General features: G+C 47.2%; 18 protein-coding genes and 1 riboswitch. Of the genes, 14 read left to right on the top strand and 4 right to left on the bottom strand.

Translation table 11 applies throughout. The annotated features are described in order from the left end of the window. On the top strand, positions 1 to 699 hold the full coding sequence (locus KQI_RS0118040) for a response regulator transcription factor (protein ID WP_007432526.1): 699 nt from the start codon (positions 1 to 3) through the stop codon (positions 697 to 699). Then, a complete protein-coding gene (locus KQI_RS0118035; RefSeq protein WP_010348264.1) occupies positions 696 to 2120 on the top strand; it encodes a sensor histidine kinase in 1425 nt (474 codons plus the stop codon). The genes KQI_RS0118040 and KQI_RS0118035 overlap by 4 nt, the downstream gene beginning before the upstream one ends. A gap of 89 nt (positions 2121 to 2209) precedes the next feature. Here the strand turns inward: KQI_RS0118035 and KQI_RS0118030 are convergent, their stop codons facing one another. After that, the gene (locus tag KQI_RS0118030) at positions 2210 to 3436 is read right to left on the bottom strand and encodes a glucose-1-phosphate adenylyltransferase (RefSeq protein ID WP_010348263.1); all 1227 of its coding nucleotides are present in this window, start codon (positions 3434 to 3436) and stop codon (positions 2210 to 2212) included. A gap of 238 nt (positions 3437 to 3674) precedes the next feature. Here KQI_RS0118030 and glgB point away from each other — a divergent pair, with 238 nt between their 5' ends. Both glgB and glgA read left to right on the top strand, forming a co-directional pair. Further along, on the top strand, positions 3675 to 5597 hold the full coding sequence (glgB, locus tag KQI_RS0118025; protein WP_010348261.1) for a 1,4-alpha-glucan branching protein GlgB: 1923 nt from the start codon (positions 3675 to 3677) through the stop codon (positions 5595 to 5597). 21 nt (positions 5598 to 5618) lie between these two features. Further along, entirely contained in the window at positions 5619 to 7061 is a 1443-nt protein-coding gene (gene glgA / locus KQI_RS0118020) for a glycogen synthase GlgA (RefSeq protein ID WP_010348260.1), read from the top strand. A gap of 95 nt (positions 7062 to 7156) precedes the next feature. Here glgA and KQI_RS0118015 read toward each other — a convergent pair whose 3' ends face one another. Next, positions 7157 to 8344, bottom strand: a complete 1188-nt coding sequence (locus tag KQI_RS0118015) for a M20 family metallopeptidase (protein ID WP_010348259.1) — start codon at positions 8342 to 8344, stop codon at positions 7157 to 7159. 148 nt (positions 8345 to 8492) lie between these two features. Here KQI_RS0118015 and KQI_RS0118010 point away from each other — a divergent pair, with 148 nt between their 5' ends. The 3 genes from KQI_RS0118010 to KQI_RS0118000 all read left to right on the top strand — a co-directional run bounded on the left by KQI_RS0118010 (position 8493) and on the right by KQI_RS0118000 (position 11784). Next, the gene (locus tag KQI_RS0118010) at positions 8493 to 9956 is read left to right on the top strand and encodes an ABC transporter substrate-binding protein/permease (protein WP_010348258.1); all 1464 of its coding nucleotides are present in this window, start codon (positions 8493 to 8495) and stop codon (positions 9954 to 9956) included. Further along, positions 9943 to 10665: an amino acid ABC transporter ATP-binding protein gene (locus KQI_RS0118005; RefSeq protein WP_010348257.1), complete on the top strand. Its 723-nt coding sequence runs from the start codon at positions 9943 to 9945 to the stop codon at positions 10663 to 10665. Before KQI_RS0118010 ends, KQI_RS0118005 begins: the two co-directional genes overlap by 14 nt. A 268-nt stretch (positions 10666 to 10933) precedes the next feature. Then, positions 10934 to 11108: riboswitch (cyclic di-AMP (ydaO/yuaA leader) on the top strand. Between the two features lie 7 nt (positions 11109 to 11115). Then, complete coding sequence (locus KQI_RS0118000; protein ID WP_010348256.1) at positions 11116 to 11784, top strand: 3D domain-containing protein; 669 nt, start codon at positions 11116 to 11118, stop codon at positions 11782 to 11784. A gap of 188 nt (positions 11785 to 11972) precedes the next feature. On the opposite strand, the gene KQI_RS0117995 is transcribed toward KQI_RS0118000, so the two are convergent. After that, on the bottom strand, positions 11973 to 12779 hold the full coding sequence (locus tag KQI_RS0117995) for a polysaccharide deacetylase family protein (RefSeq protein ID WP_029390220.1): 807 nt from the start codon (positions 12777 to 12779) through the stop codon (positions 11973 to 11975). A gap of 310 nt (positions 12780 to 13089) precedes the next feature. Between KQI_RS0117995 and KQI_RS0117985 the strand changes: the two genes are divergently transcribed. The 7 genes from KQI_RS0117985 to mobB all read left to right on the top strand — a co-directional run bounded on the left by KQI_RS0117985 (position 13090) and on the right by mobB (position 18662). Beyond that, positions 13090 to 14112: an NADH:flavin oxidoreductase/NADH oxidase gene (locus KQI_RS0117985; protein ID WP_010348253.1), complete on the top strand. Its 1023-nt coding sequence runs from the start codon at positions 13090 to 13092 to the stop codon at positions 14110 to 14112. Between the two features lie 86 nt (positions 14113 to 14198). Then, entirely contained in the window at positions 14199 to 14867 is a 669-nt protein-coding gene (locus KQI_RS0117980; protein ID WP_010348252.1) for a PspA/IM30 family protein, read from the top strand. Positions 14868 to 14996: 129 nt separating this feature from the next. Next, on the top strand, positions 14997 to 15404 hold the full coding sequence (locus tag KQI_RS0117975; protein WP_007432514.1) for a DUF350 domain-containing protein: 408 nt from the start codon (positions 14997 to 14999) through the stop codon (positions 15402 to 15404). 25 nt (positions 15405 to 15429) lie between these two features. Continuing rightward, positions 15430 to 15936, top strand: a complete 507-nt coding sequence (locus KQI_RS0117970) for a DUF4178 domain-containing protein (RefSeq protein WP_010348250.1) — start codon at positions 15430 to 15432, stop codon at positions 15934 to 15936. Between the two features lie 13 nt (positions 15937 to 15949). After that, complete coding sequence (locus KQI_RS0117965) at positions 15950 to 16705, top strand: DUF4247 domain-containing protein (protein WP_010348248.1); 756 nt, start codon at positions 15950 to 15952, stop codon at positions 16703 to 16705. 134 nt (positions 16706 to 16839) lie between these two features. Further along, positions 16840 to 18117: a molybdopterin molybdotransferase MoeA gene (locus KQI_RS0117960; protein ID WP_029390219.1), complete on the top strand. Its 1278-nt coding sequence runs from the start codon at positions 16840 to 16842 to the stop codon at positions 18115 to 18117. Continuing rightward, the gene (gene mobB / locus KQI_RS0117955; protein ID WP_010348245.1) at positions 18114 to 18662 is read left to right on the top strand and encodes a molybdopterin-guanine dinucleotide biosynthesis protein B; all 549 of its coding nucleotides are present in this window, start codon (positions 18114 to 18116) and stop codon (positions 18660 to 18662) included. Before KQI_RS0117960 ends, mobB begins: the two co-directional genes overlap by 4 nt. Positions 18663 to 18666: 4 nt before the next feature. Here mobB and xerS read toward each other — a convergent pair whose 3' ends face one another. After that, positions 18667 to 19767 carry a tyrosine recombinase XerS gene (gene xerS, locus KQI_RS0117950; protein ID WP_010348244.1) on the bottom strand — a complete coding sequence of 367 codons (1101 nt, stop codon included), beginning with the start codon at positions 19765 to 19767 and terminating at the stop codon, positions 18667 to 18669. Positions 19768 to 19827: the final 60 nt, after the last annotated feature.

The raw sequence follows: 19827 nt of genomic DNA, 5'->3' as shown, positions 1-19827 counted from the left end.
GTGAGTAAAGTATTAATTATGGAGGACGAGGAATCCATCCGTAGTTTTATCGTTATTAATTTGAAGCGCAACGGTTTTGAGGTGTTGGAAGCATCGGAAGGGCATGAGGCACTAAATATTTTGAACACGGTGCGGGATATTGATATCGCGCTGCTTGACGTGATGGTGCCAGGGATGGACGGCTTCGAGGTTTGTCGAAGAATTCGGGAAACGAATGAGCGCATCGGCATTATTTTTCTCACGGCCAAGGTACAGGAGCAGGATAAGGTGTATGCCTTGTCTGTAGGAGCCGATGATCATGTGAGCAAGCCTTTCAGCCCGACAGAGCTGATTGCACGTATTCAGTCGTTACTGCGCAGGGTGAATGTGCATCGCGAAACGGCAGCCAAGGTATCCTTCCAGTCCGGTCCGTTTACGCTGGATTTGATTGCCAAGCAATTTAAGAAAAACGGGCAGCTGATTGAGCTGACACCAACAGAGTTCTCGCTGATTCAATTTTTCCTGGAAAAAGAAAACACACCGCTCAGCCGAGATGTTCTGCTTGACCACGTTTGGGGCAAGGAATATATGGGTGATCCGAAAATTGTGGATGTGAACATCCGACGTTTGCGGCAGAAAATCGAAAACAACCCTTCCGAGCCCGCTTTTTTACAAACAGTGTGGGGACATGGATATAAATGGAAAGGTCAGTCTCAATGATCAAAAAGGGGATTCGCAGACAGATTGTGCTGCACTATTTTTTCGTAGTGTTCTTGGCGCTTCTGTTAGTTGAGGTCATTTTCATGCTTCTCATCCGGTCGTATTATTATGACTCCATCTATAAAAAAATCGAGAATCGCATCTCATCGGTAAGTGAGTTTGCATCCAAGTTCAAAGAGCCGGAGCAATCCTTGCAATCGTATTTGTTGAATACATTTTCTCTAAATGGCACAGAACTGCAATTGCTCGATGAACAGGGAAATGTCATTGATAACTCGACGAATTTTGCGGCAGATCTAAGTGTGCAGACGAGTGATGTGACACAGGCGCAAGCCGGAGATACGGGAAAATGGATCGGAAAGCAACCGGGTACAGGGCAGCAGGTGATGGCGGTATCCAAAAAGCTGGACAATATCGTCGGAGATCAAGTGTACATTATCCGGTATACAACCTCGCTGGAATTGGTAAATGACAAGTTGTTTACCATTACGGTGTTTTCCGTGGGAATCATGGCAGCTGTACTGATTATAGTGTTTGTAGTGAGTACAGGTCTCGCCAATTCCATTGTCAGACCGATTAACAATATCCGCGATGTTTCCGCCCAGATGGCGCAAGGACGGTTTGACGCACGCATCAAAGGCGATTATCGCTATGAGCTGGGGGAACTGGCTTCGACGCTGAATTATATGGCACAGGAGATTGTTAGAACGAATCAAATCAAGGATGATTTTATTTCATCCATATCCCATGAACTGCGCACCCCGCTTACTTCCATTAAAGGCTGGAGTGAAACGTTAAATTCTGGCGGCTATGATCCGGAAGAAACGAAGATCGGAATGCAGATTATATCCAAGGAAACGGATCGGTTGATCGGCTTGGTAGAGGAAATTCTCGATTTTTCAAAGCTGGAGCAAAACGCCATGAAGCTCGTCATGGGAACGGTGGATCTGCGGGAGTTGCTGCAGGAAATTATGCTGAACGTATGGGCCAAGGCGGAAATGAAGCAAATTAAGCTCCAACTGGATTCAGAGGAAACGGCATATCTCGTGCATGGAGATGGTAATCGTCTGAAGCAGGTGTTTCTGAACATTGTGGATAATGCGATCAAGTTTTCGCATGAAAGCTCGATTATTTTTCTGTCTCTGCAACGGATTGGGGACGATATTGAGATATCGATCCAGGATACAGGAATTGGGATTAGTGAGGAAAACCTGGCCAGAGTAAGAGATCGCTTTTTCCAGGTAGACCATCAGAATGGCGGTACAGGGCTGGGGTTGGCAATTTCGCAGCAGTTTGTAGAACTTCACCATGGACAGATGCTCATCAGAAGTGAACTGGGAGCAGGAACCACTACTACAGTTTCATTGCCTGCTTTGCAAGCCGAGCAGCCCAACGAACCGCCGCAGCTCATGGAAGGCTAGAATGTATACCTGAAGCTAGTTACAGATTTCATTAAAACAGCCAGTCCTCGTCATATTGGAGGGCTGGCTGTTTTAAATTTTGCGTACTGTTATGAAGTAAAGCCTTCAGCACGCAGGCGTGTATTACGCTCATAGGCTTCTTTCAGCATACGGGCTGTTTGTGGACGTACTGCCATTTTACCAAATACTGTTTCATTGGGCCCGATGACCATAATTTCGTTCGGGCTCCCTTTGATGACAGCTCCATCACGAATGACCGCACCCTCACCGATAATCACATGCTCAATTTGCACGTTGCGTCCGATACGCGTGTCAGTCATAATGATGCTATCTTTAATAACCGAGCCTTTACCTACCTCAACGTCACCAAATATGACAGAGCGTTCAATTTGACCTTCGACCTGGCAGGAGTCGTGTAATAGACTGCCCATAGAGTGTGCTTTACGGTTAGTTACCTTGTGTGCACTCAATCTTGTGCGGCGTTCCCGCGTATACATAGGCCAGTCCGTTCGTTGAAGATCAATAGCGCAATTCTCTTGCAACAGGTCCATGTGAGAATCCCATAAACTCTTAACGGTACCCACGTCCTTCCAATAGCCCTGAAATTCATAAACGTACAAGGATTCTTGATCCGCCAGCATTTTGGGAATGATGTCTTTACCAAAATCATGACTGGATTGATCATCCAGTGCATCCTCCAGTAGATAACTTTTCAAGTAATCCCATTTGAAAAGATAAATTCCCATAGAGGCCAAATTACTTTCCGGTTTTTCCGGCTTCTCGGCAAATTCCGTAATGCGCAAATCTGTATCAGCACTCATAACACCAAAGCGATGTGCTTCATCCCAAGGAACCTCCATAACAGAAATCGTAGCCGCGGCACCTTTGCCCTTGTGGTAGTCCAGCATTTCACGATAATTCATATAGTAAATATGGTCACCGGATAAAATAAGTACATGCTCCGGATTTTGGCTGTCTACATACTCGATATTTTTATGAATAGCGTCTGCCGTTCCCAAATATTCAGCATTACCTGTATTATATGATGGAAGCAGCGTAATTCCTTTGTCGTTTGTTTTGGTCAATCCCCAAGGTGTCCCATCTCCAATATGCTCATGTAGGGATTCCGCCTCATATTGCGTCAGTACGCCCACAGTGTCAATGTCCGAATTTACGCAATTGCTGAGAGGAAAATCGATAATTCGGTAATGACCGCCAAAAGGTACGGCGGGCTTTGCAATCGTTGAAGTAAGGGGAGCAAGACGGCGTCCCTCTCCGCCTGCCAGCAGCATGGCAATGCATTCTTTATTAAACATTTCGTTTCCCTCCCGGTTTAGTCGTCTGTTGTAGTACATACATAAACGGTATGGGGTACCCTTGAAACCATCAGGTGTATAAGATACCCCAAAACCTAAGGTTTATTTTTTTCGTAGTCATTTTTCTGTTCATTGTGGCTAGAATGGGGTAATAACTCAGGTCAGCTTTGACCGAAAAGCGAATGCATTTCCGAATCATACATTTCGTATGATACAAACATATAAGGGTGGTGACGTGATGACAAAGCAAACTCTTCCGCAACAGGCTGTATCATCGGAAGATATTTATTTGTTTCATGAAGGAACGCTTTATTTCAGCTACCGATCTTTGGGTTCCCACCTTACTGTGGAGAACGGAGAACAGGGCGTCCGTTTTACGGTCTGGGCTCCTCATGCTCTCCATGTCGGGCTTGCTACAGATCGTAACAACTGGAATGGGGAACAGGATTCCTTATATAGGGTTCCCAAATCCGGTTTTTGGAGTCGTTTTTTTCCGAGGATATCCCAAGGAACTTTTTACAAATACGATATTACGGGTGCAAACGGTGAACGTTTTCTGAAAGCAGACCCTTATGCGGTTCGTGCTGAAGTGAGACCGGCAACAGCTTCTGTGGTCGCTTCTTTAGATGGATACCATTGGAATGATGCGGCTTGGCGCCGAAAACGCAGAGCACCCTATGGAAAGCCTCTTCATATATATGAGGTTCATCTCGGTACTTGGAGGCAAAAAGAAGACGGTACGTTTTATACATACAAGGAAATGGCAGAGCTGCTTGTGCCTTATGTGACCGATATGGGGTATACACATATTGAACTGATGCCGCTGAGTGAGCATCCATATGACCTTTCTTGGGGATACCAGCTCACGGGATACTTTGCACTGACAAGCCGTTACGGTGAGCCGCATGATTTTATGTATTTGGTGGATCATTGTCATCAGGCGGGAATTGGAGTGCTTATGGATTGGGTTCCGGCTCATTTTGCGAAAGATGCTCATGGATTGAGACGATTTGACGGGTCACCACTGTTTGAATACGCGGACCCGCTAATTGCAGAAAAACCTGGCTGGGGAACATTGACGTTTGATTATAGCAAGCCAGAAGTACGTTCCTTTTTGATCTCCAACGCGTTGTTCTGGATGGAGATGTACCATATTGACGGCCTGCGTGTGGATGCAGTGACGAGTATGTTACGCCTCGATTTTGAAAAGCAGGATGGACAATATCGTATGAACTCCAAAGGAGGCGTCGAAAATGAGGAGGCGATCGCTTTCCTTCAACAACTGAATGAGACCGTATTTCGCTATTATCCATATGCGCTTATGATGGCAGAGGAGTCCAGTGCCTGGCCGATGGTGACTTCCCCAGTAAGCGATGGGGGGCTCGGCTTTAATTATAAATGGAATATGGGCTGGATGAACGATACGCTTGATTATGTGCAAACGGATTTTGACCGTCGGCCGAAGCGCCATAATTTGCTGACGTTTCCCATAGCCTATGCATACAGCGAAAATTTTACACTGCCGTTGTCGCATGATGAGGTCGTACATGGTAAAAAGTCGCTGCTTGATAAAATGCCAGGCACCTATGAGCAAAAATTTGCCGGGCTGCGAGCGCTTCTCGGCTACCAAATGACCTCACCGGGTAAAAAGCTCTTATTTATGGGCGGGGAATTTGGCCAATTTATTGAATGGAAGGATCAGGATCAGCTCGACTGGTTTTTGCTGGATTATGATAGTCACCGGTCAGTGCATACCTATACGAAAGCGCTAAATCATTTGTATATTCAGGAAAAGGCATTATGGGAGCTGGATCATTCGTGGGACGGCTATCAGTGGATTGAGGCGGAAGACCGTAGACAGAGCGTAATTACGTATTTGCGTAAAGGGAAAAAGCTGGGAGATACGCTGGTTGTGCTTATTAATTTTCAACCCGTGACAAGAGAAAATTATCGAATTGGACTGCAAAAGGCAGGAAACTATATCGAGATGCTGAACAGCGATCATAAGGACTTTGGGGGAAGCGGACTGTTGAATTCCCGAGTGATACAAACCGTCAAAATTCCATGCCACGGACAGCTTTACAGCCTGGAGGTGACCATTCCACCCCTCAGCATTGTTATACTCAAGAAGGCACCCCGGAGGCCTAAAAAAGCAGATTAACCACATAGGGAGGAAGCACATATGAATATTTTGTTTGCGGCAGCAGAAGCACATCCATTTATCAAAACAGGTGGGCTGGCTGACGTCATTGGCGCACTGCCGAAGGCACTTCGTCAGGCGGGGTGCGACGTCCGTATCATTTTGCCTAAATATGCAGGGATTCCTGATACGTATAAGAGTTCTTTGCGGCCTGTAACGATAAAGCATGTACCTGTGGGCTGGCGTGACCAATATTGTGGAGTAGAGGCACTGACATTGGACGGAATCAAGGTTTATTTTATAGATAACGAATATTACTTCGGTCGTGACGGTATTTACGGCTACATGGATGATGGCGAACGCTTTTCCTTTTTTAACCGCGCCGTTTTGGAAATACTTTCTGAGTTGGATTTTCGCCCGGATATTCTGCATTGTCATGACTGGCATACAGCCATGGTTCCGCTGCTTCTGCATGCCGATTATCGCCGTTTGCCCTTTTACAGGGAAATTCGCACGGTGTTTACGATACATAACCTGCTGTATCAGGGGGATTTCCCATATGAGGTCTTAACAGAACTGCTGAACCTGGACGGGAGTTATTTTACCCCCGAGGGTGTGGAGTATCACGGCAGATTGAATTTTATGAAGGGGGGACTTACATACTCGGATCATGTCACAACTGTGAGTCCAACCTATGCGGAGGAGATTCAGACGGAGTTTTACGGATACGGGTTAGAGGGTCTGCTTCGTAAGCTGGGAGAGCAGGGACACTTGTCAGGGATTGTGAATGGAATTGATACCACAAGCTATAATCCTGCCACGGACAATCGTATATACACGAAGTATCGTACCAGTCTGGCAAAGAAGAAGGAAAACAAAATTGGCCTGCAAAAGGAGCTAGGGCTGCCAATTCGGCCGGACGTGCCTTTAATGGCCATGGTCACCCGGCTTGTCGATATGAAGGGGCTTGATCTGGTAACCAGAGTGCTTGACGAGATTTTATATTATGATGATATTCAATTTGTCGTGCTGGGCACAGGAGATCCCGCCTTTGAGCACTGGTTCCGGGAAGCGGCGGGGCGGCATCCTTTGAAAATGTCAGCGCAGCTCACCTTCAGCGAGCCTTTGTCACGAAAAATATATGCTGCAAGCGATATGTATTTGATGCCGTCGAGGTTTGAGCCTTGCGGAATCAGCCAATTGCTGGCGCTTCGTTATGGAAGTATTCCCATTGTGAGAGAAACAGGTGGGCTGAACGACACCGTGCAAGCTTACAATGAATCCACAGGCGAAGGAAACGGCTTTAGTTTCATGAACTATAATGCACATGACATGCTGCATACGATTCGTCGTGCTGTTGATTTTTATCGCCAGCCTGAGCATTGGTCCAGGCTTACACAGACGGCTTTGGCAGGAGAGTATAGTTGGGATGTGTCAGCTGAAGCGTATATGGATATTTACCGTTCGCTAACAAAGTCCGATTGATTGAATTTAACTAAAAAAGGGGCATCCCTTTAGCCAGTGCTGGCTGAGGAATGTCCCTCTTTGTGATGGCTGCTCTTTTCTGGAAAGAAACAGAATTAGGCTTTAAGGGCTCCGTTTTTCAAACGAGCGAATTCTTCTTTAATCTGTGCCAGTAGTTCAGGATTCGTGATGACATCACAAGCAGTCCATGCCAAGGTTCTCGCCGCCAGGAGCATTCCTTCCATAGCCCGGTCTTGCATCGCCAGATCGCGGAATTCAGGCGTATGCAAGGCGTGTTTCTCGTCAATAACTTGAATGTACGGATGAATGGCAGGGCAATGCAGCGATACGTTTCCGATATCCATGGAGCCGTGATCTTCACCTTCCGTTATGTCCTCCAGTGCAATGCCGGCCTGCACCAGATTTGCAGTAAAGGTATCGGAGAGGACGCGGTTAGTGACCATTTCATCATAAGAAGTCTCGTAATTTGAGGTCTCCAGACGACATCCGGCTTGTAAAGCCGCACCTTCGGCAATCTGAATAACTCGGCGGGTCAGCGGGTTCAGTTCATGGCGCGTAGCGGCCCGTACGTAAAACTGGGCGGAGGCGTAATCTGGAATGATGTTGGCTGCCTGCCCACCCTGATTAATGATGCCATGGATACGTACTGTACTTTTGACTTGTTGCCGAAATGCGTTGATGCCGTTGAACGTTTGGATCACTGCATCCAGTGCGTTAATGCCTTCATGTGGACTGGCAGCCGCGTGAGCGGATTGACCAAAAAATTCAAATTGTACAGCATCTATTGCCAGTGATTTGCCTGATTTCTCGTAGTGGTCATAGGGATGCGTCATAAGCGCAATATCGCAATCATCAAATAATCCGGCAGCCGCCATCGGAACCTTTGCACCGCGTGTTTCTTCGGCAGGTGTACCATATACCCGTACTTCTCCACCAATCTCATCGATGACCGATTTGAGGCCGACAGCAGCTCCGGTACTCATCATACAGATCAAATGGTGTCCGCAGGCGTGTCCGAGACCTTTCAGGGCATCATATTCCGCCAGAAAAGCGATAATTGGTCCGGGCATGGCTGCTTTATAAGTCGCAATAAAGGCTGTTTCTATGCCCAGCACAGGCGCCTGAACCTCAAATCCGTGCAAGGTGAGTTCTTCTTTTAAACGGGCAGCGGCCAGAAATTCCTCATTACCAAGCTCAGGATTCGCACCTATATATAACGAAATGTCCTTAAAGCGCCCGGCATGCTGCTCAATGGTCTGCTGAATGCTCTGTTTAAAATCCATGTTGAAAACCCCTTTATATAAGCTGTAATGTAGGCACTGCGTCAGGTATGCTGAAATTGTACTATAACATTCATTGCATAATCATGCATATTCATTTATAATGACACAATCTTATTTATTATAAAGAATTTAAGGGGAGAAAAAAAGATTGAAAAAGCTATATCGTTTTACCGCCCTGATTCTGACGGCGGTTATCTTGCTGTTGGCTGGCCTTCCCATGCTCACCGCATACGGAACGGAAGCAAAGCCGCAGAAAAAACTTGTAGTGGGCATGAGTGCCGACTTTCCGCCGTATGAGTTTCATAAAGTCATTAACGGTAAGGATACCATTGTTGGGTTCGATGTTGAAATCGCCAAGGAAATCGCCAAGGATCTGGGTGCGGAGATGGTCCCCGAGGACATGAGCTTTGACTCCTTGCTGCCTGCCCTGCAAAGTGGGCGCGTAGACCTGGTGCTTTCCGGTATGACACCGACGGATGAACGTAGAAAGAGCATTGATTTTTCCGATGTATACTACCACTCCAAACAGGTCATTATGGTACGACCCGAGGATAAGGACAAATATCCGACGATGGCTACGCTGAAAGGCGAAAAGCTCGGCGCGCAAAAAGGCACGATCCAGGAAGAAATCGCACAAAAAGTGCCTAATGCCACTGTAACCTCGCTGGATAAAATATCCGACCTGGTGCTTCAGCTTCGAACTCAGCGTGTCAACGCTGTCGTGATTGAAGATACAGTTGCTAAAGGATACACACTGGACGGCACTGTAACGCTCGCCAAGGCGGTGCCTGAGGATGAGGGGGCAGAGACAGCCGTAGGTATTCGCAAGGGGAATACAGAGCTGCTAGCCTCTGTAAACAAAACGCTCGCTCGCCTGAAAGCAGATGGCTCCATTGAGAAGTTTTCGACAGAAGCGAGTGCCCTGTCTGCCGATCGTCAGGCTTCTTCCAATAATATTGTGGATATTTTTTGGAAATACCGCAGCTTATACGCTACAGGAATTGGCTACACACTGTTGCTGTCTGCGCTCGGGGTACTGTTCGGATTTATCATTGGTTTGATTATATCGTTGCTGCGGATGAGTGGTGTACGTATTATTGAGTGGTTGGGGACGACTTACGTCGAGGTACTACGTGGCACACCTATGCTGGTGCAGCTCATGATCATCCACTATGGGGTTGCTCTGACGCTGGGTGTCAATTTTACGCCACTCCAGTCCGGTATAATTACGTTGTCACTGAATAGCTCGGCATACTTGGCTGAAATTTTCCGTGCAGGTATCCAAGCAGTCGACCGTGGTCAGATGGAAGCAGCCCGATCGCTGGGTATGGGACGGGGCAAAGCTATGCGTCATGTTATTTTACCGCAAGCCTTTAAGTCTATTTTGCCTGCGATCGGTAATGAATTTATTACGATTATTAAAGAATCGTCCATTATTTCTACCATTGGGATGGTGGATATTATGTATCAGGCCCAGGTCATTAAGAACATTACCTACGAAGGATTAAGCCCGTTCTTAATCGCGGCTGCTATTTATTTTGTAATGACATTCAGCTTGTCCAAGCTGCAGGGTTTATGGGAAAGGAAGTTGAGAGCCAGTGATCACCGTTAAACAACTGCGTAAATCGTTCGGCAAGAATGAAATTTTAAAGGGTATTGATATAGATATCGCCAAAGGGGAAGTTGTCGTTATCATCGGTCCCAGTGGTTCGGGGAAAAGTACGTTTTTGCGTTGCATCAATCTGCTGGAGCAGCCGACAGATGGGGAGATTTTGTTTGAAGGCGAGCCGATAACGGCCCGTGGTCATAACATTAATGCGACTCGGGAGAAAATGGGCATGGTGTTTCAGCATTTTAATCTTTTCCCGCATAAAACAGTGCTGCAAAACCTGACACTCGCACCAACCCAGGTTAAAGGACAGTCAGGCAAAGAAGCCGAAAAAATTGCGTTGGAGCTCCTGCGCACCGTTGGGCTTGAGGATAAAAAGAATACCTACCCGAACCAGTTATCAGGCGGTCAGAAGCAACGGATTGCGATTGTACGCGCTTTGGCAATGCAGCCGCACGTGATGCTGTTCGATGAGCCGACTTCTGCTTTGGACCCTGAAATGGTTGGGGAGGTTCTCGATGTAATGAAGAAGCTCGCTGAGGGTGGCATGACGATGGTGATCGTCACGCATGAAATGGGTTTTGCACGTGAGGTAGGGGATCGGATCATCTTTATGGATAAGGGCCAAATCGTGGAGCAAGGGACACCGGAACAGGTTTTTGGTACGCCAAGCCATGAACGCACCCGAGATTTTCTTGCCAAAGTATTGTAACGAATTGTTTCTATAAATTTAAAGTAAGCCCTCCACAGTCAATAGGGTCTTGACTACAGTCCTATGTCTGACAGGAGGGATTTTTCTTTTTTTGTCACTATTTCCCCATATTTTCGTAACAGATACCGATTTCATGATGACAAAATTGTAATGAATATAGTATGATATTCGAGGTTACCAACATTTTCATGCAGATAAGGTTACAAAATTGTGATATTATGCAGTAAGCCAAAACTTGCCGGGACAGCATAAGGCCCATGATTTATGCCAAATGTTTGGACCAAAACTATGGGAAGTGCGGGGGACGTAACAACGGCAGTCATTCCGATTCGTCATAAGGCGGATAGGATTGGAAGCTGCCTAGGGGTGAATTGCAAAAAGCATAGGGCTTCTCCTGAGTCCGAATCCGACAGCTAACTTCGCAGGCATAACAGAGGAGGTACATATCTTTTGAAACATCTGAAACGTATTGGACAAACCATGAAATTTGCGGTGCTTGCCGCAGCTATTGCAGGACTGGCACAAACAGCCGGAGTAGCGAATGCCGCTTCGCTACATACTGCCAAAGAAGGCGATACCTTCTTCTTGCTTGCTCAACGTTATGGAGTATCGGTAGACGAGCTGACGAAGGCAAACCCGAATATTGCCCCGAGCAACATATACGCAGGTCTGCAAATTAAGGTGCCTGGCGAAACAAGTGTGAAGGCTGCTTCGGATTCGAAGCCACAGCTTCTTAAGGAGACAGGACCGGCAAATGGGGGTCCAACGATTGAAGCATGGGGCAAAACATTCAATTACAGTAAAGTAGTTGATGTTAAAGCTACAGCGTATTCTGCCGCAGCTGATGAAAATGGCAAGTGGGGCGCGGTAGACTACTACGGCAATCCGCTTAAGCTAGGTACGATTGCGGTAGACCCGAACGTAATTCCGATGGGAACGAAGGTGCTGGTTACAGGGTATTCCCACCCCGGCCTGCCAGACCATTCTTTTGTGGCCGTCGCCCGCGATCAGGGTAGTGCCATTACAGGCAAGCGAATTGATATCTTTATTCCTGGCAGCAAATTATTTGTGAACGACTTTGGCTTTCAAAATGTGAAATTATACGTTATTGATAAATAACATTGCCTAGAACTAGAGTGAATAAACATAATATATATTATGTAAACTTAATGCATAGATTGTAAATGGGATCAGGTTTAAAACAGGTCCACACATATAAAAAGCTGTCTTGACGAGCAGAATGCATCTGCTGGCAGGACAGCTTTTTTGGTTGATCTAGTTCGGTGCTCGCTCCTTAAACAACCCCTTTATTTCCGTTCCGATGTGTGGAGCAGCCGGGGAACTGTAACGAATTTGTAGCCCTTGGCCTTCAGGGATTGAATTAGACCCGGAAGGGCCTGGACTGTGCCTTGCAGGTTGGAGCTTTGACCTCCACCTGCGTGCATTAAAATAATGGAGCCGGGTCCGGTAGCAGGGACCACATTGCGCTGGATTTGAGTTTTACTTAGTCCCTTCCAGTCGAGGGAGTCTACATTCCAATTGACAATCATGTAGCCATGGCGACGTGCCCACTGGATTTGAGGCTCCGTGATTTCGCCATAAGGTGGACGAATCAGCTTGGGACGAAAACCGGCGCTGGCTTGTAAAATACGTTCTGTTTTCGTAATCTGATTGCGAAAGCGTTCTGGTGTAGCCTTCCTGAAATCCGGATGGGTATAAGAATGGTTCCCTATAGCATGACCTTCACGGATAATACGGCGGATGATACCCGGATGCTTCTCCGCGCGGTGACCTACGATAAAAAAGGTGGCCTTGATGCCGTTCGCTTGCAAAACATCCAAAACCTTTGGTGTATACCTGGAATCGGGTACATCATCAAAAGTTAAGGCAATTTGGCGGGTATGCGGGCCGCACATTTTAAAAATGTCGGCATGTTTTTTTCGCAGCATGCCTAAGGTAGGAGCAGTCCGGTCTGTACTTTGATGTACAGAAGAAGTAACAACCGCTTCCTTGGGATGGGACGCTCCGATGCTGGGAGGCACATCCGCGTGAACAGGAAAACTCGAAAATGCTAGTAACAGTGCCATACTTGGTAACACTCCTCTGTACGGCATATGTAATCCCCCTTTCCGTCCAGTGGTACGTGGTACCTAGTGGTGCTCTCAGCTATTATGCACATGCCCTATTAAAATTATGCCGCTAAATCGAGTTAGACTCATATGCAATGGGATGATAGCATACGATGATGGATATGAGTGAAGATGACGAAGCTAAACGTACATATTTTCTTAACCTGACCGAATACAACGGCATTTTAGCAGGTTTTAGCCCGATAACGGATTCGGTATACCGTGACAACTGGTGTATAATGGAGATGCAATTCATAATTGTACAGACATGGAATTGAAGGAAGGATGGATAAAAGTGACCGACTTGTTTACTTCTTATCAATTAAAGGGGCTGGCTTTAAAAAATCGGATTGTTATGCCCCCGATGTGCCAATACAGCGTAGAGGCCAAGGACGGGAAGCCAACGGATTGGCATCATGTCCATTACGTTAGCCGGGCGGTAGGCGGCACTGGACTCATTATTGTGGAAATGACAGCGGTTCACCCGGATGGACGCATTACGGATCGTGATTTGGGCATTTGGAGTGACGACCATATTCCTGCATATCGTAAAATTGTGGAGGAAGCTCACAAATACGGTGCCAAAATTGGAATTCAATTAGGCCATGCTGGTCGTAAGGCTGAAGATGCTGAACAGCCTGTGGCTCCGTCCTCGATTCCCTTTAGTGAGCGCTTTAAAGTACCGCACGCCTTGACAACAGCTGAAGCCAGGGAACTGGTTCAAGCTTACAAAGAAGGTGCACGTCGCGCAGTGGAGGCCGGTTTTGACACGGTTGAGATTCATGGCGCTCATGGTTATCTGATCCATCAATTTCATTCCCCTATAACCAATACCAGAGAAGATGAGTATGGACAGGATTTGTCTCTGTTTGGTGTTGAGGTTGTACGTGCTGTTAAAGAGGCTGTTCCTGCTGAAATGCCTGTGATCATGCGGATATCTGCCAAAGAATATGTCGAGGACGGTTATGATGTGGAATACATATCAGGCATAGGGGAACGCTATCGCGATGCAGGTGTGGATATTTTTCATATTTCTTCCGGTGGCGAGGGGCCGATTGGTTCGGGCGGAGGCCCGTCTGCGCGTGCTGGCTATCAGGTGGATTTGGCCCATCACATCCGGGAAAAGCTGAATGTGCCCGTAATTGCTGTCGGCTTACTGGATGATTATGAGGATGCCAGCCGGGTTATTCGGCAGAAAGAGGCGGATTTGGTAGCGATAGGTCGTGCCATGTTGCGTGATCCCTATTGGGCGCTGCATGCATCGCGGGCGTTGAAAGTACAAGCGGATATTCCCGAGCCTTACCTGCGCGGCTTTTAGATTTTTTTGAAACCCTCATGCAAAACTTGCGTAAACATGTGTACAGAGCTTAAAATTTAAGCATTCAACTCTAGGAGGAACTTCACATGTCTATTTTCAAACGATTAAGAGATCTTACGATGTCCAACATTAACGCGATTATCGACAAAGCAGAAGATCCAGTCAAAATGACGGATCAATACATTCGTGATATGCAAGAGGATCTGGAAGATGCGGAGAAAGCGGTAGCCGCTCAAATTGCTATTGAGAAGAGATTCAAGCAGCAATATGAAGAGCAAGCCGCCTTGGTGAAAAAACGCGAAGAGCAGGCTCATACCGCGGCGAAAGCACAAAATGTGGATCTGGCCCGTCGCGCATTGGAAGAAAAGAAATCTGCCGAGCAAAAAATGAACGAGTTCAAGGCTGGTTATGAGCAGAACAAAGCCGCGGCCGATAACCTGCGTGGCAAGCTGGATGAAATGCGCAGACAGCTGACAGAAATGAAGAACAAGCGTGAGACACTGGTTGCCCGTTATAACGCAGCTAAAGCGCAAACTGAAATTAACAAAGCAATGAACGGTTTTAGCTCAGATACGGCAACTGCCGGATTGAAGCGTATGGAAGAAAAAATGCTGCAAGCAGAAGCACGTGCTGAAGCGAGCAACGAAATGTCCTCCAAGGAAAAATCGCTGGATGAGGAGTTTAAGGAGCTCGATAAGAAAAGCGCCGTGGATGACGAGCTTGCTGCTTTGTTGAAGCAATACGAAAATAAATAAGAAGGTAAGCATTGCCATCAGCGTAATCGTTAGGAAGCGAAGGAGAAACGTTTTCTCCTTCGCTTTTCCCTGCCTGGAGGCGTAAACCAACATAAAAGAAGGTCAAGAAGATGTGGAGGATGGGATGAAATGCATTTTTTAGAAACGATGAAGGCGATGCTGGTATGGACTGGCGCGGGTGCAGTTTTGCTGTTCGTATTGATGTATGTCGACTCTTTATTTACGAAGTATAAGGATTTTGCCGAAGTGAAAGCCGGTAATATGGCCGTAACGGTACGAATGATTATGAAGCTGATTGCACAGGGGTACATTTTGTCAGGTTCCATTGCTACAGCTAACAATTTGCTAGAGGCGCTTGTGTACTCGGTCATTGCCTTTGTCATTCTGTTTATTTTGGAAATTATTGTACGTTTACTGTTGCGGTACTGGGCGCAGTTTGATCTGGATAAAGGTACACAGGAAGGCAAAATTGGTTTTGGTCTGTTTTCAGGGACGTTGCATCTGGTTGGCGCCTTGATTATTACAGCGTGCTTCTAGGCTAAGAAAGGCAGGAGAAGTTATCATGGGTGTGTGGAAACGAATTTCAAATCTGTTTGCCAAGCCTGAGCCTCCAAAAGCGGAGAAGAGTATGCTTCACTTAAATCCGGGTGATATCTGTGAAGTGTCGCTTGTCACCTATGAAGTGGTAGGCCGGGTACATAATCGTGCCCGGAATGCCGTTGTTTTGACGCTTCAGGATGGTAATCAAGTCAGCTACCTTCATATTGAGGAACGGGAAACACTTCAATTTGGACTATATCAGGCTATCGATGGCAGGTTGGACAACCCGGAGGAAGTGCCGACTATTTTGGAATTGGATGATACGACGTATCATTTGGAGGAGCAATATTTTGGGCATGTTACGGTTATGGGACGTGCGCCTTTCCGACAGGGTGGAGAACAGCATGTTTGGCAATACCAGTCGGATGACTATCATCTGTTGCGGGTAGAGTGGCAGGACGGTCGCTTTATGCTTTATGAAGGTGAAGAAGTGATTACCGGAGACGTCAAGGTTATTCGGGCAAGCTAGGAGAGGGTTACACATGAGCAAACGCACCTGGCAGTATGCATTAAAGGTCATTGTGGCGCTGAGCCTGTTCGTATCCGTGTTAAGCGGCTGCGGTGCGCCAAATGTAAAAGATACGTACCCGCTGGAATCAGTAAGTGGTAGCGGAAACTCGACCTCTTATGTGTACCGGGCCGCTGGCAAAACGGTTCCGGAAGTAGCGGAGGAATTGAAAGAGCAGCGAACACCGGAGCAAATGTCGCCGCAGAGCAATGAGCGGATGTTTCTGGTATATAGCGATGAATGGTACCATTTGCAGCAAGACCCCGCCAAGAAGGAAGATACGCTAATTGAAGTCGACAGTAAAAAGTATGTTGAACAAAATTACAGTTCCAGCTTTCTCAAGGGATACTTAACTGCAACTGTGCTGGATGCTCTCTTTGATTCGTTGCGTGGCTCAGGTTCTTACCGGGGCTACTCAAGCAGAGATGTATACCGGCCTTCTCAGGGACAATATCGTGCTCCTACGGTGCAGGAAAAGAAAGCCATTCCTCCTATTACAGTGGAGCGGAAAGGTTCAGTAACTCGTCGTGGGAAGGGATCAGACTCCACGGTTGGATCAGGCGGAAGCTTGTTTGACAGAGGCTCCAGCAGCAGTTCACCAAGCAGAGGCTCGATTTCACGTGATCAGGGTAGCAGCGGTTCCAGCATATTTGGCTCGCCGCGCAAATCTTACAGCAAGCCTAAAACACGTAGTGGCTCAGGCAAGATCAGTCGACGAAGTCGACGATGATGGTCATGCAGCCCAAGCAGCTCGGGAAGAAGACTCCGGGCTGTTTTTTTATTTTATATCAGGAAGCAGATTTGCCAGAAATCGGTTTTAGAGTTATAACAGAAGGAGAAACTTTAGAAGAACGGAGTGACATTATGAAACAGTCATCATTAAACTCGGGAAAATTCCAGCGTAAAGCGATTCAGGTGGATGAGGCACAAAGCAGAATCGCTGGTCATGTCAAACAGGGAGAACGGGAGGAAGTAGGGCTGGAGCAGGCACATGGACGATATTTAGCGATGGACTTGACTGCACCACATCCGTATCCTCGTTTTCGTCGCTCTGGTATGGACGGTTATGCAATTCTGGGCTCAGACACCGAAGCCTGCTCGTCTGGTCAGGAGATTTGGCTGCGCGTCGTGGACGAGATTCCATGCGGTTCCGTATCGGACAAGCGGGTAGAGACGGGATTGGCGGCCCGCATTATGACGGGGGCACAATTACCAGAAGGAGCCGACACCGTTGTCATGCTGGAGGCAACACAGCTGCGCGAGGAAGATGGACAGACCTACGTCGGCTTGAAGAAGCGTGTGGAGATCGGCAAAAATGTAACGCAGATTGGTCATGAGATTCAGGAAGGTCAGCTCCTGCTCAGTAAAGGGACTTGTCTGGGGCCGGGACACATTTCGGTTTTGGCTACCTTTGGTGTTCATCGGGTGCCTGTCTACAGGAAGCCACGGGTGGCTGTTTTTTCTACAGGCTCGGAATTGCTTGCGGTGGATGAACCGTTACAACCGGGAAAAATTCGAAACAGTAATACATATATGCTGGCGTCTCAAATCAGGGAGGCAGGAGGAGAACCCTTCATCCTGCAAGCCATTCATGATGACCTTGATCTGGCCCGTGCTTCTGTACGTGAAGCAATCGCAGGCTATGATATCGTTGTTACGAGCGGTGGCGTATCGGTAGGGGATTATGATATTATGGGTGACCTGGTACGTCAGGAGGACGTAGATATGCTGTTCAACAAGGTCACGATGCGTCCGGGCAGTGTGACAACAGCCGCGGTAATCGACGGTAAGCTGTTATTTGCGCTTTCGGGCAATCCCGGTGCATGCTTTGTAGGCTGCGAGCTGTTTGTGCGGCCTACCATTCAAATGATGTTGTCTTCGGAGCAACCGTATTTGCCAACCTTGACGGTACGGCTGGGCGCAGATTATACGAAAGTGAACAATTTTACCCGTTTTGTACGCAGCTCTTTTGAAATACGCGACGGTCAAGTGTATGCCATTCCTGCGCGAGCGGATGAATCCAGTGTTATGGTGACGATAAAGGACAGTGACTGTCTGATCGTGGTTCCTCCAACAACAGAAGGCTTGCGTGCTGGAGAAGAGGTGCGTGTACTGGTACTCCAAGGCGGGCAGATAACGTGAATACGAAGCAGCCGTATGTGTGTCAGATCGTCGGCTACAAAAATACGGGGAAAACGACCTTCCTCGGAGGGTTGATTCGTTATTTGCGGGAGTCCGGGTTACGTGTGGCAGTGGTCAAGCATGATGGGCATGAGTTTGAGATGGATCATGAGGGGACAGATACATACAAGCATCGGCAAGCGGGCGCCGAAGGCGTGGCTATTGTTTCTGCTGGAAGAACAGCCATTTTAGAAGAGCAGAGTCGACCTATCAGCGGACTGATTCGGCATTTTCAGGCCTATGACTGTGTATTGCTTGAAGGCTTTAAACAGGAGCATTACCCCAAGCTCGTCATGATACGTGAATCAACAGATGCCCATCTTGTCGCTACGCTGTCAAATGTACAGGGAATAGCGGTTTGGAAACACCAAATGGAATGGGCTCAAGGTCATTATTCGGACAAAACGATACAAATATTTGCTGCCGATGCCAACGACCAGGCAGGTCGCTGGCTAATTGGTCAGATTCAGCAGCAAAGTGATGATGTACCGGATGAACGAAACTGAGATATCAATCGGAAGATTCAGCTTGGGGCTCCAGCCGCCGTTCAATCGCTTGGGACATGGTTTTGTCGGTTAGGTGGGCATAGACTTCAGTTGTTTCTGTCGAAGCGTGCCCAAGCTGTTCCTTCGTTTTATAGATATCATTTTGCAAATAATAGTCGGTGGCAAACGAATGGCGGAGCTTGTGAACGGTCAGGTAAGGCTTGCCGAACCGTTTGGCGTACTTGATGATCATCGCCTGAATCGCTCTTTTGGTCATTCGTTTGCCCTCCGTGCTGCCGTTGGGTCGTGCTACAAAGAGAGCTTTTTCTTTTTTTGGAGCACGGTAACGGGTATGTCTTAGTGACAAATAGAGTACAAGATCATCCTTGGACTGCTCGCGGAAATACACCGGTGTTTTAAACGTTTCATCGTTATTTCCTTTGCGGTACACGTATAGTAATTTATTGTTTAGATCCAGATCGTCCATGTTCAGGTTGACGATCTCGGACACGCGCAGACCCGAGTTCAGAATGAGACTGGCAATACAGGCATCCCGCTCCTTATTTAGCTCATAGGAGTAAAGCGCCTGCTTGTTGTCGGCCAAATCATGTCCATAGCCTTCGTAAATATAGCCGATAAATTCAAGCAACTCTTCCTCTTCCAATATTTTTCCCTTGAGCTTGGCGGCTGTATCCTTGGGTTTATGTATGCGCTTGATTTCCACCTTGGCCATAATGTTGCGTTTGAGCAACGGATAAAAATTTTCATCCTCAGCGATCTGACTTAAATAATGAAAGAGGGAACGGAGAGACGAAAGCTTGCGTGAAATCGTAATGCGGGAGTTGGAGCCTTCACGCTTAGTGGACAGGAACAAACGAAAACCTGTAATGCTGTCCATATGAAGTGTCTCCAATTCTTCCAGCGTAACTTGGGCGTTCGTTTCTCCAACAGACAAGCCTTCCGAGCGAAGCCATGAAAAAAAAACTTCATAATCCCGTACATATTCCAGCAGGGTAGAGGGAGATAGGTCGGGAAGCTTATAATCCATAAATTGCTGTACGTACCATGGTAGATCCGGCATTTTTTCATCCAGTTTGCGCCGGTCGATGATCTTTTGTATATTCATTGGGTTCCACCTCGTCCGGTCATAATATATATGTATTTTAACATATTTTGAACAGGACTG

Source organism: Paenibacillus peoriae KCTC 3763 (assembly GCF_000236805.1).
Classification (GTDB): domain Bacteria; phylum Bacillota; class Bacilli; order Paenibacillales; family Paenibacillaceae; genus Paenibacillus; species Paenibacillus peoriae.
The sequence above is the reverse complement of the archived record's forward strand: the minus strand, read 5'-3'. Positions and strand labels throughout refer to the sequence as shown.

What these genes read in the sequence shown, in the direction of transcription:
- KQI_RS0118035 (WP_010348264.1), top strand. Translation starts at nt 696, where the DNA reads ATGATCAAAAAGGGGATTCGCAGACAGATTGTGCTGCACTATTTTTTC.
- KQI_RS0118030 (WP_010348263.1), bottom strand. Translation starts at nt 3,436, where the DNA reads ATGTTTAATAAAGAATGCATTGCCATGCTGCTGGCAGGCGGAGAGGGA.
- glgB (WP_010348261.1), top strand. Translation starts at nt 3,675, where the DNA reads ATGACAAAGCAAACTCTTCCGCAACAGGCTGTATCATCGGAAGATATT.
- glgA (WP_010348260.1), top strand. Translation starts at nt 5,619, where the DNA reads ATGAATATTTTGTTTGCGGCAGCAGAAGCACATCCATTTATCAAAACA.
- KQI_RS0118015 (WP_010348259.1), bottom strand. Translation starts at nt 8,344, where the DNA reads ATGGATTTTAAACAGAGCATTCAGCAGACCATTGAGCAGCATGCCGGG.
- KQI_RS0117995 (WP_029390220.1), bottom strand. Translation starts at nt 12,779, where the DNA reads ATGCCGTACAGAGGAGTGTTACCAAGTATGGCACTGTTACTAGCATTT.
- KQI_RS0117980 (WP_010348252.1), top strand. Translation starts at nt 14,199, where the DNA reads ATGTCTATTTTCAAACGATTAAGAGATCTTACGATGTCCAACATTAAC.
- KQI_RS0117975 (WP_007432514.1), top strand. Translation starts at nt 14,997, where the DNA reads ATGCATTTTTTAGAAACGATGAAGGCGATGCTGGTATGGACTGGCGCG.
- KQI_RS0117970 (WP_010348250.1), top strand. Translation starts at nt 15,430, where the DNA reads ATGGGTGTGTGGAAACGAATTTCAAATCTGTTTGCCAAGCCTGAGCCT.
- KQI_RS0117965 (WP_010348248.1), top strand. Translation starts at nt 15,950, where the DNA reads ATGAGCAAACGCACCTGGCAGTATGCATTAAAGGTCATTGTGGCGCTG.
- KQI_RS0117960 (WP_029390219.1), top strand. Translation starts at nt 16,840, where the DNA reads ATGAAACAGTCATCATTAAACTCGGGAAAATTCCAGCGTAAAGCGATT.
- xerS (WP_010348244.1), bottom strand. Translation starts at nt 19,767, where the DNA reads ATGAATATACAAAAGATCATCGACCGGCGCAAACTGGATGAAAAAATG.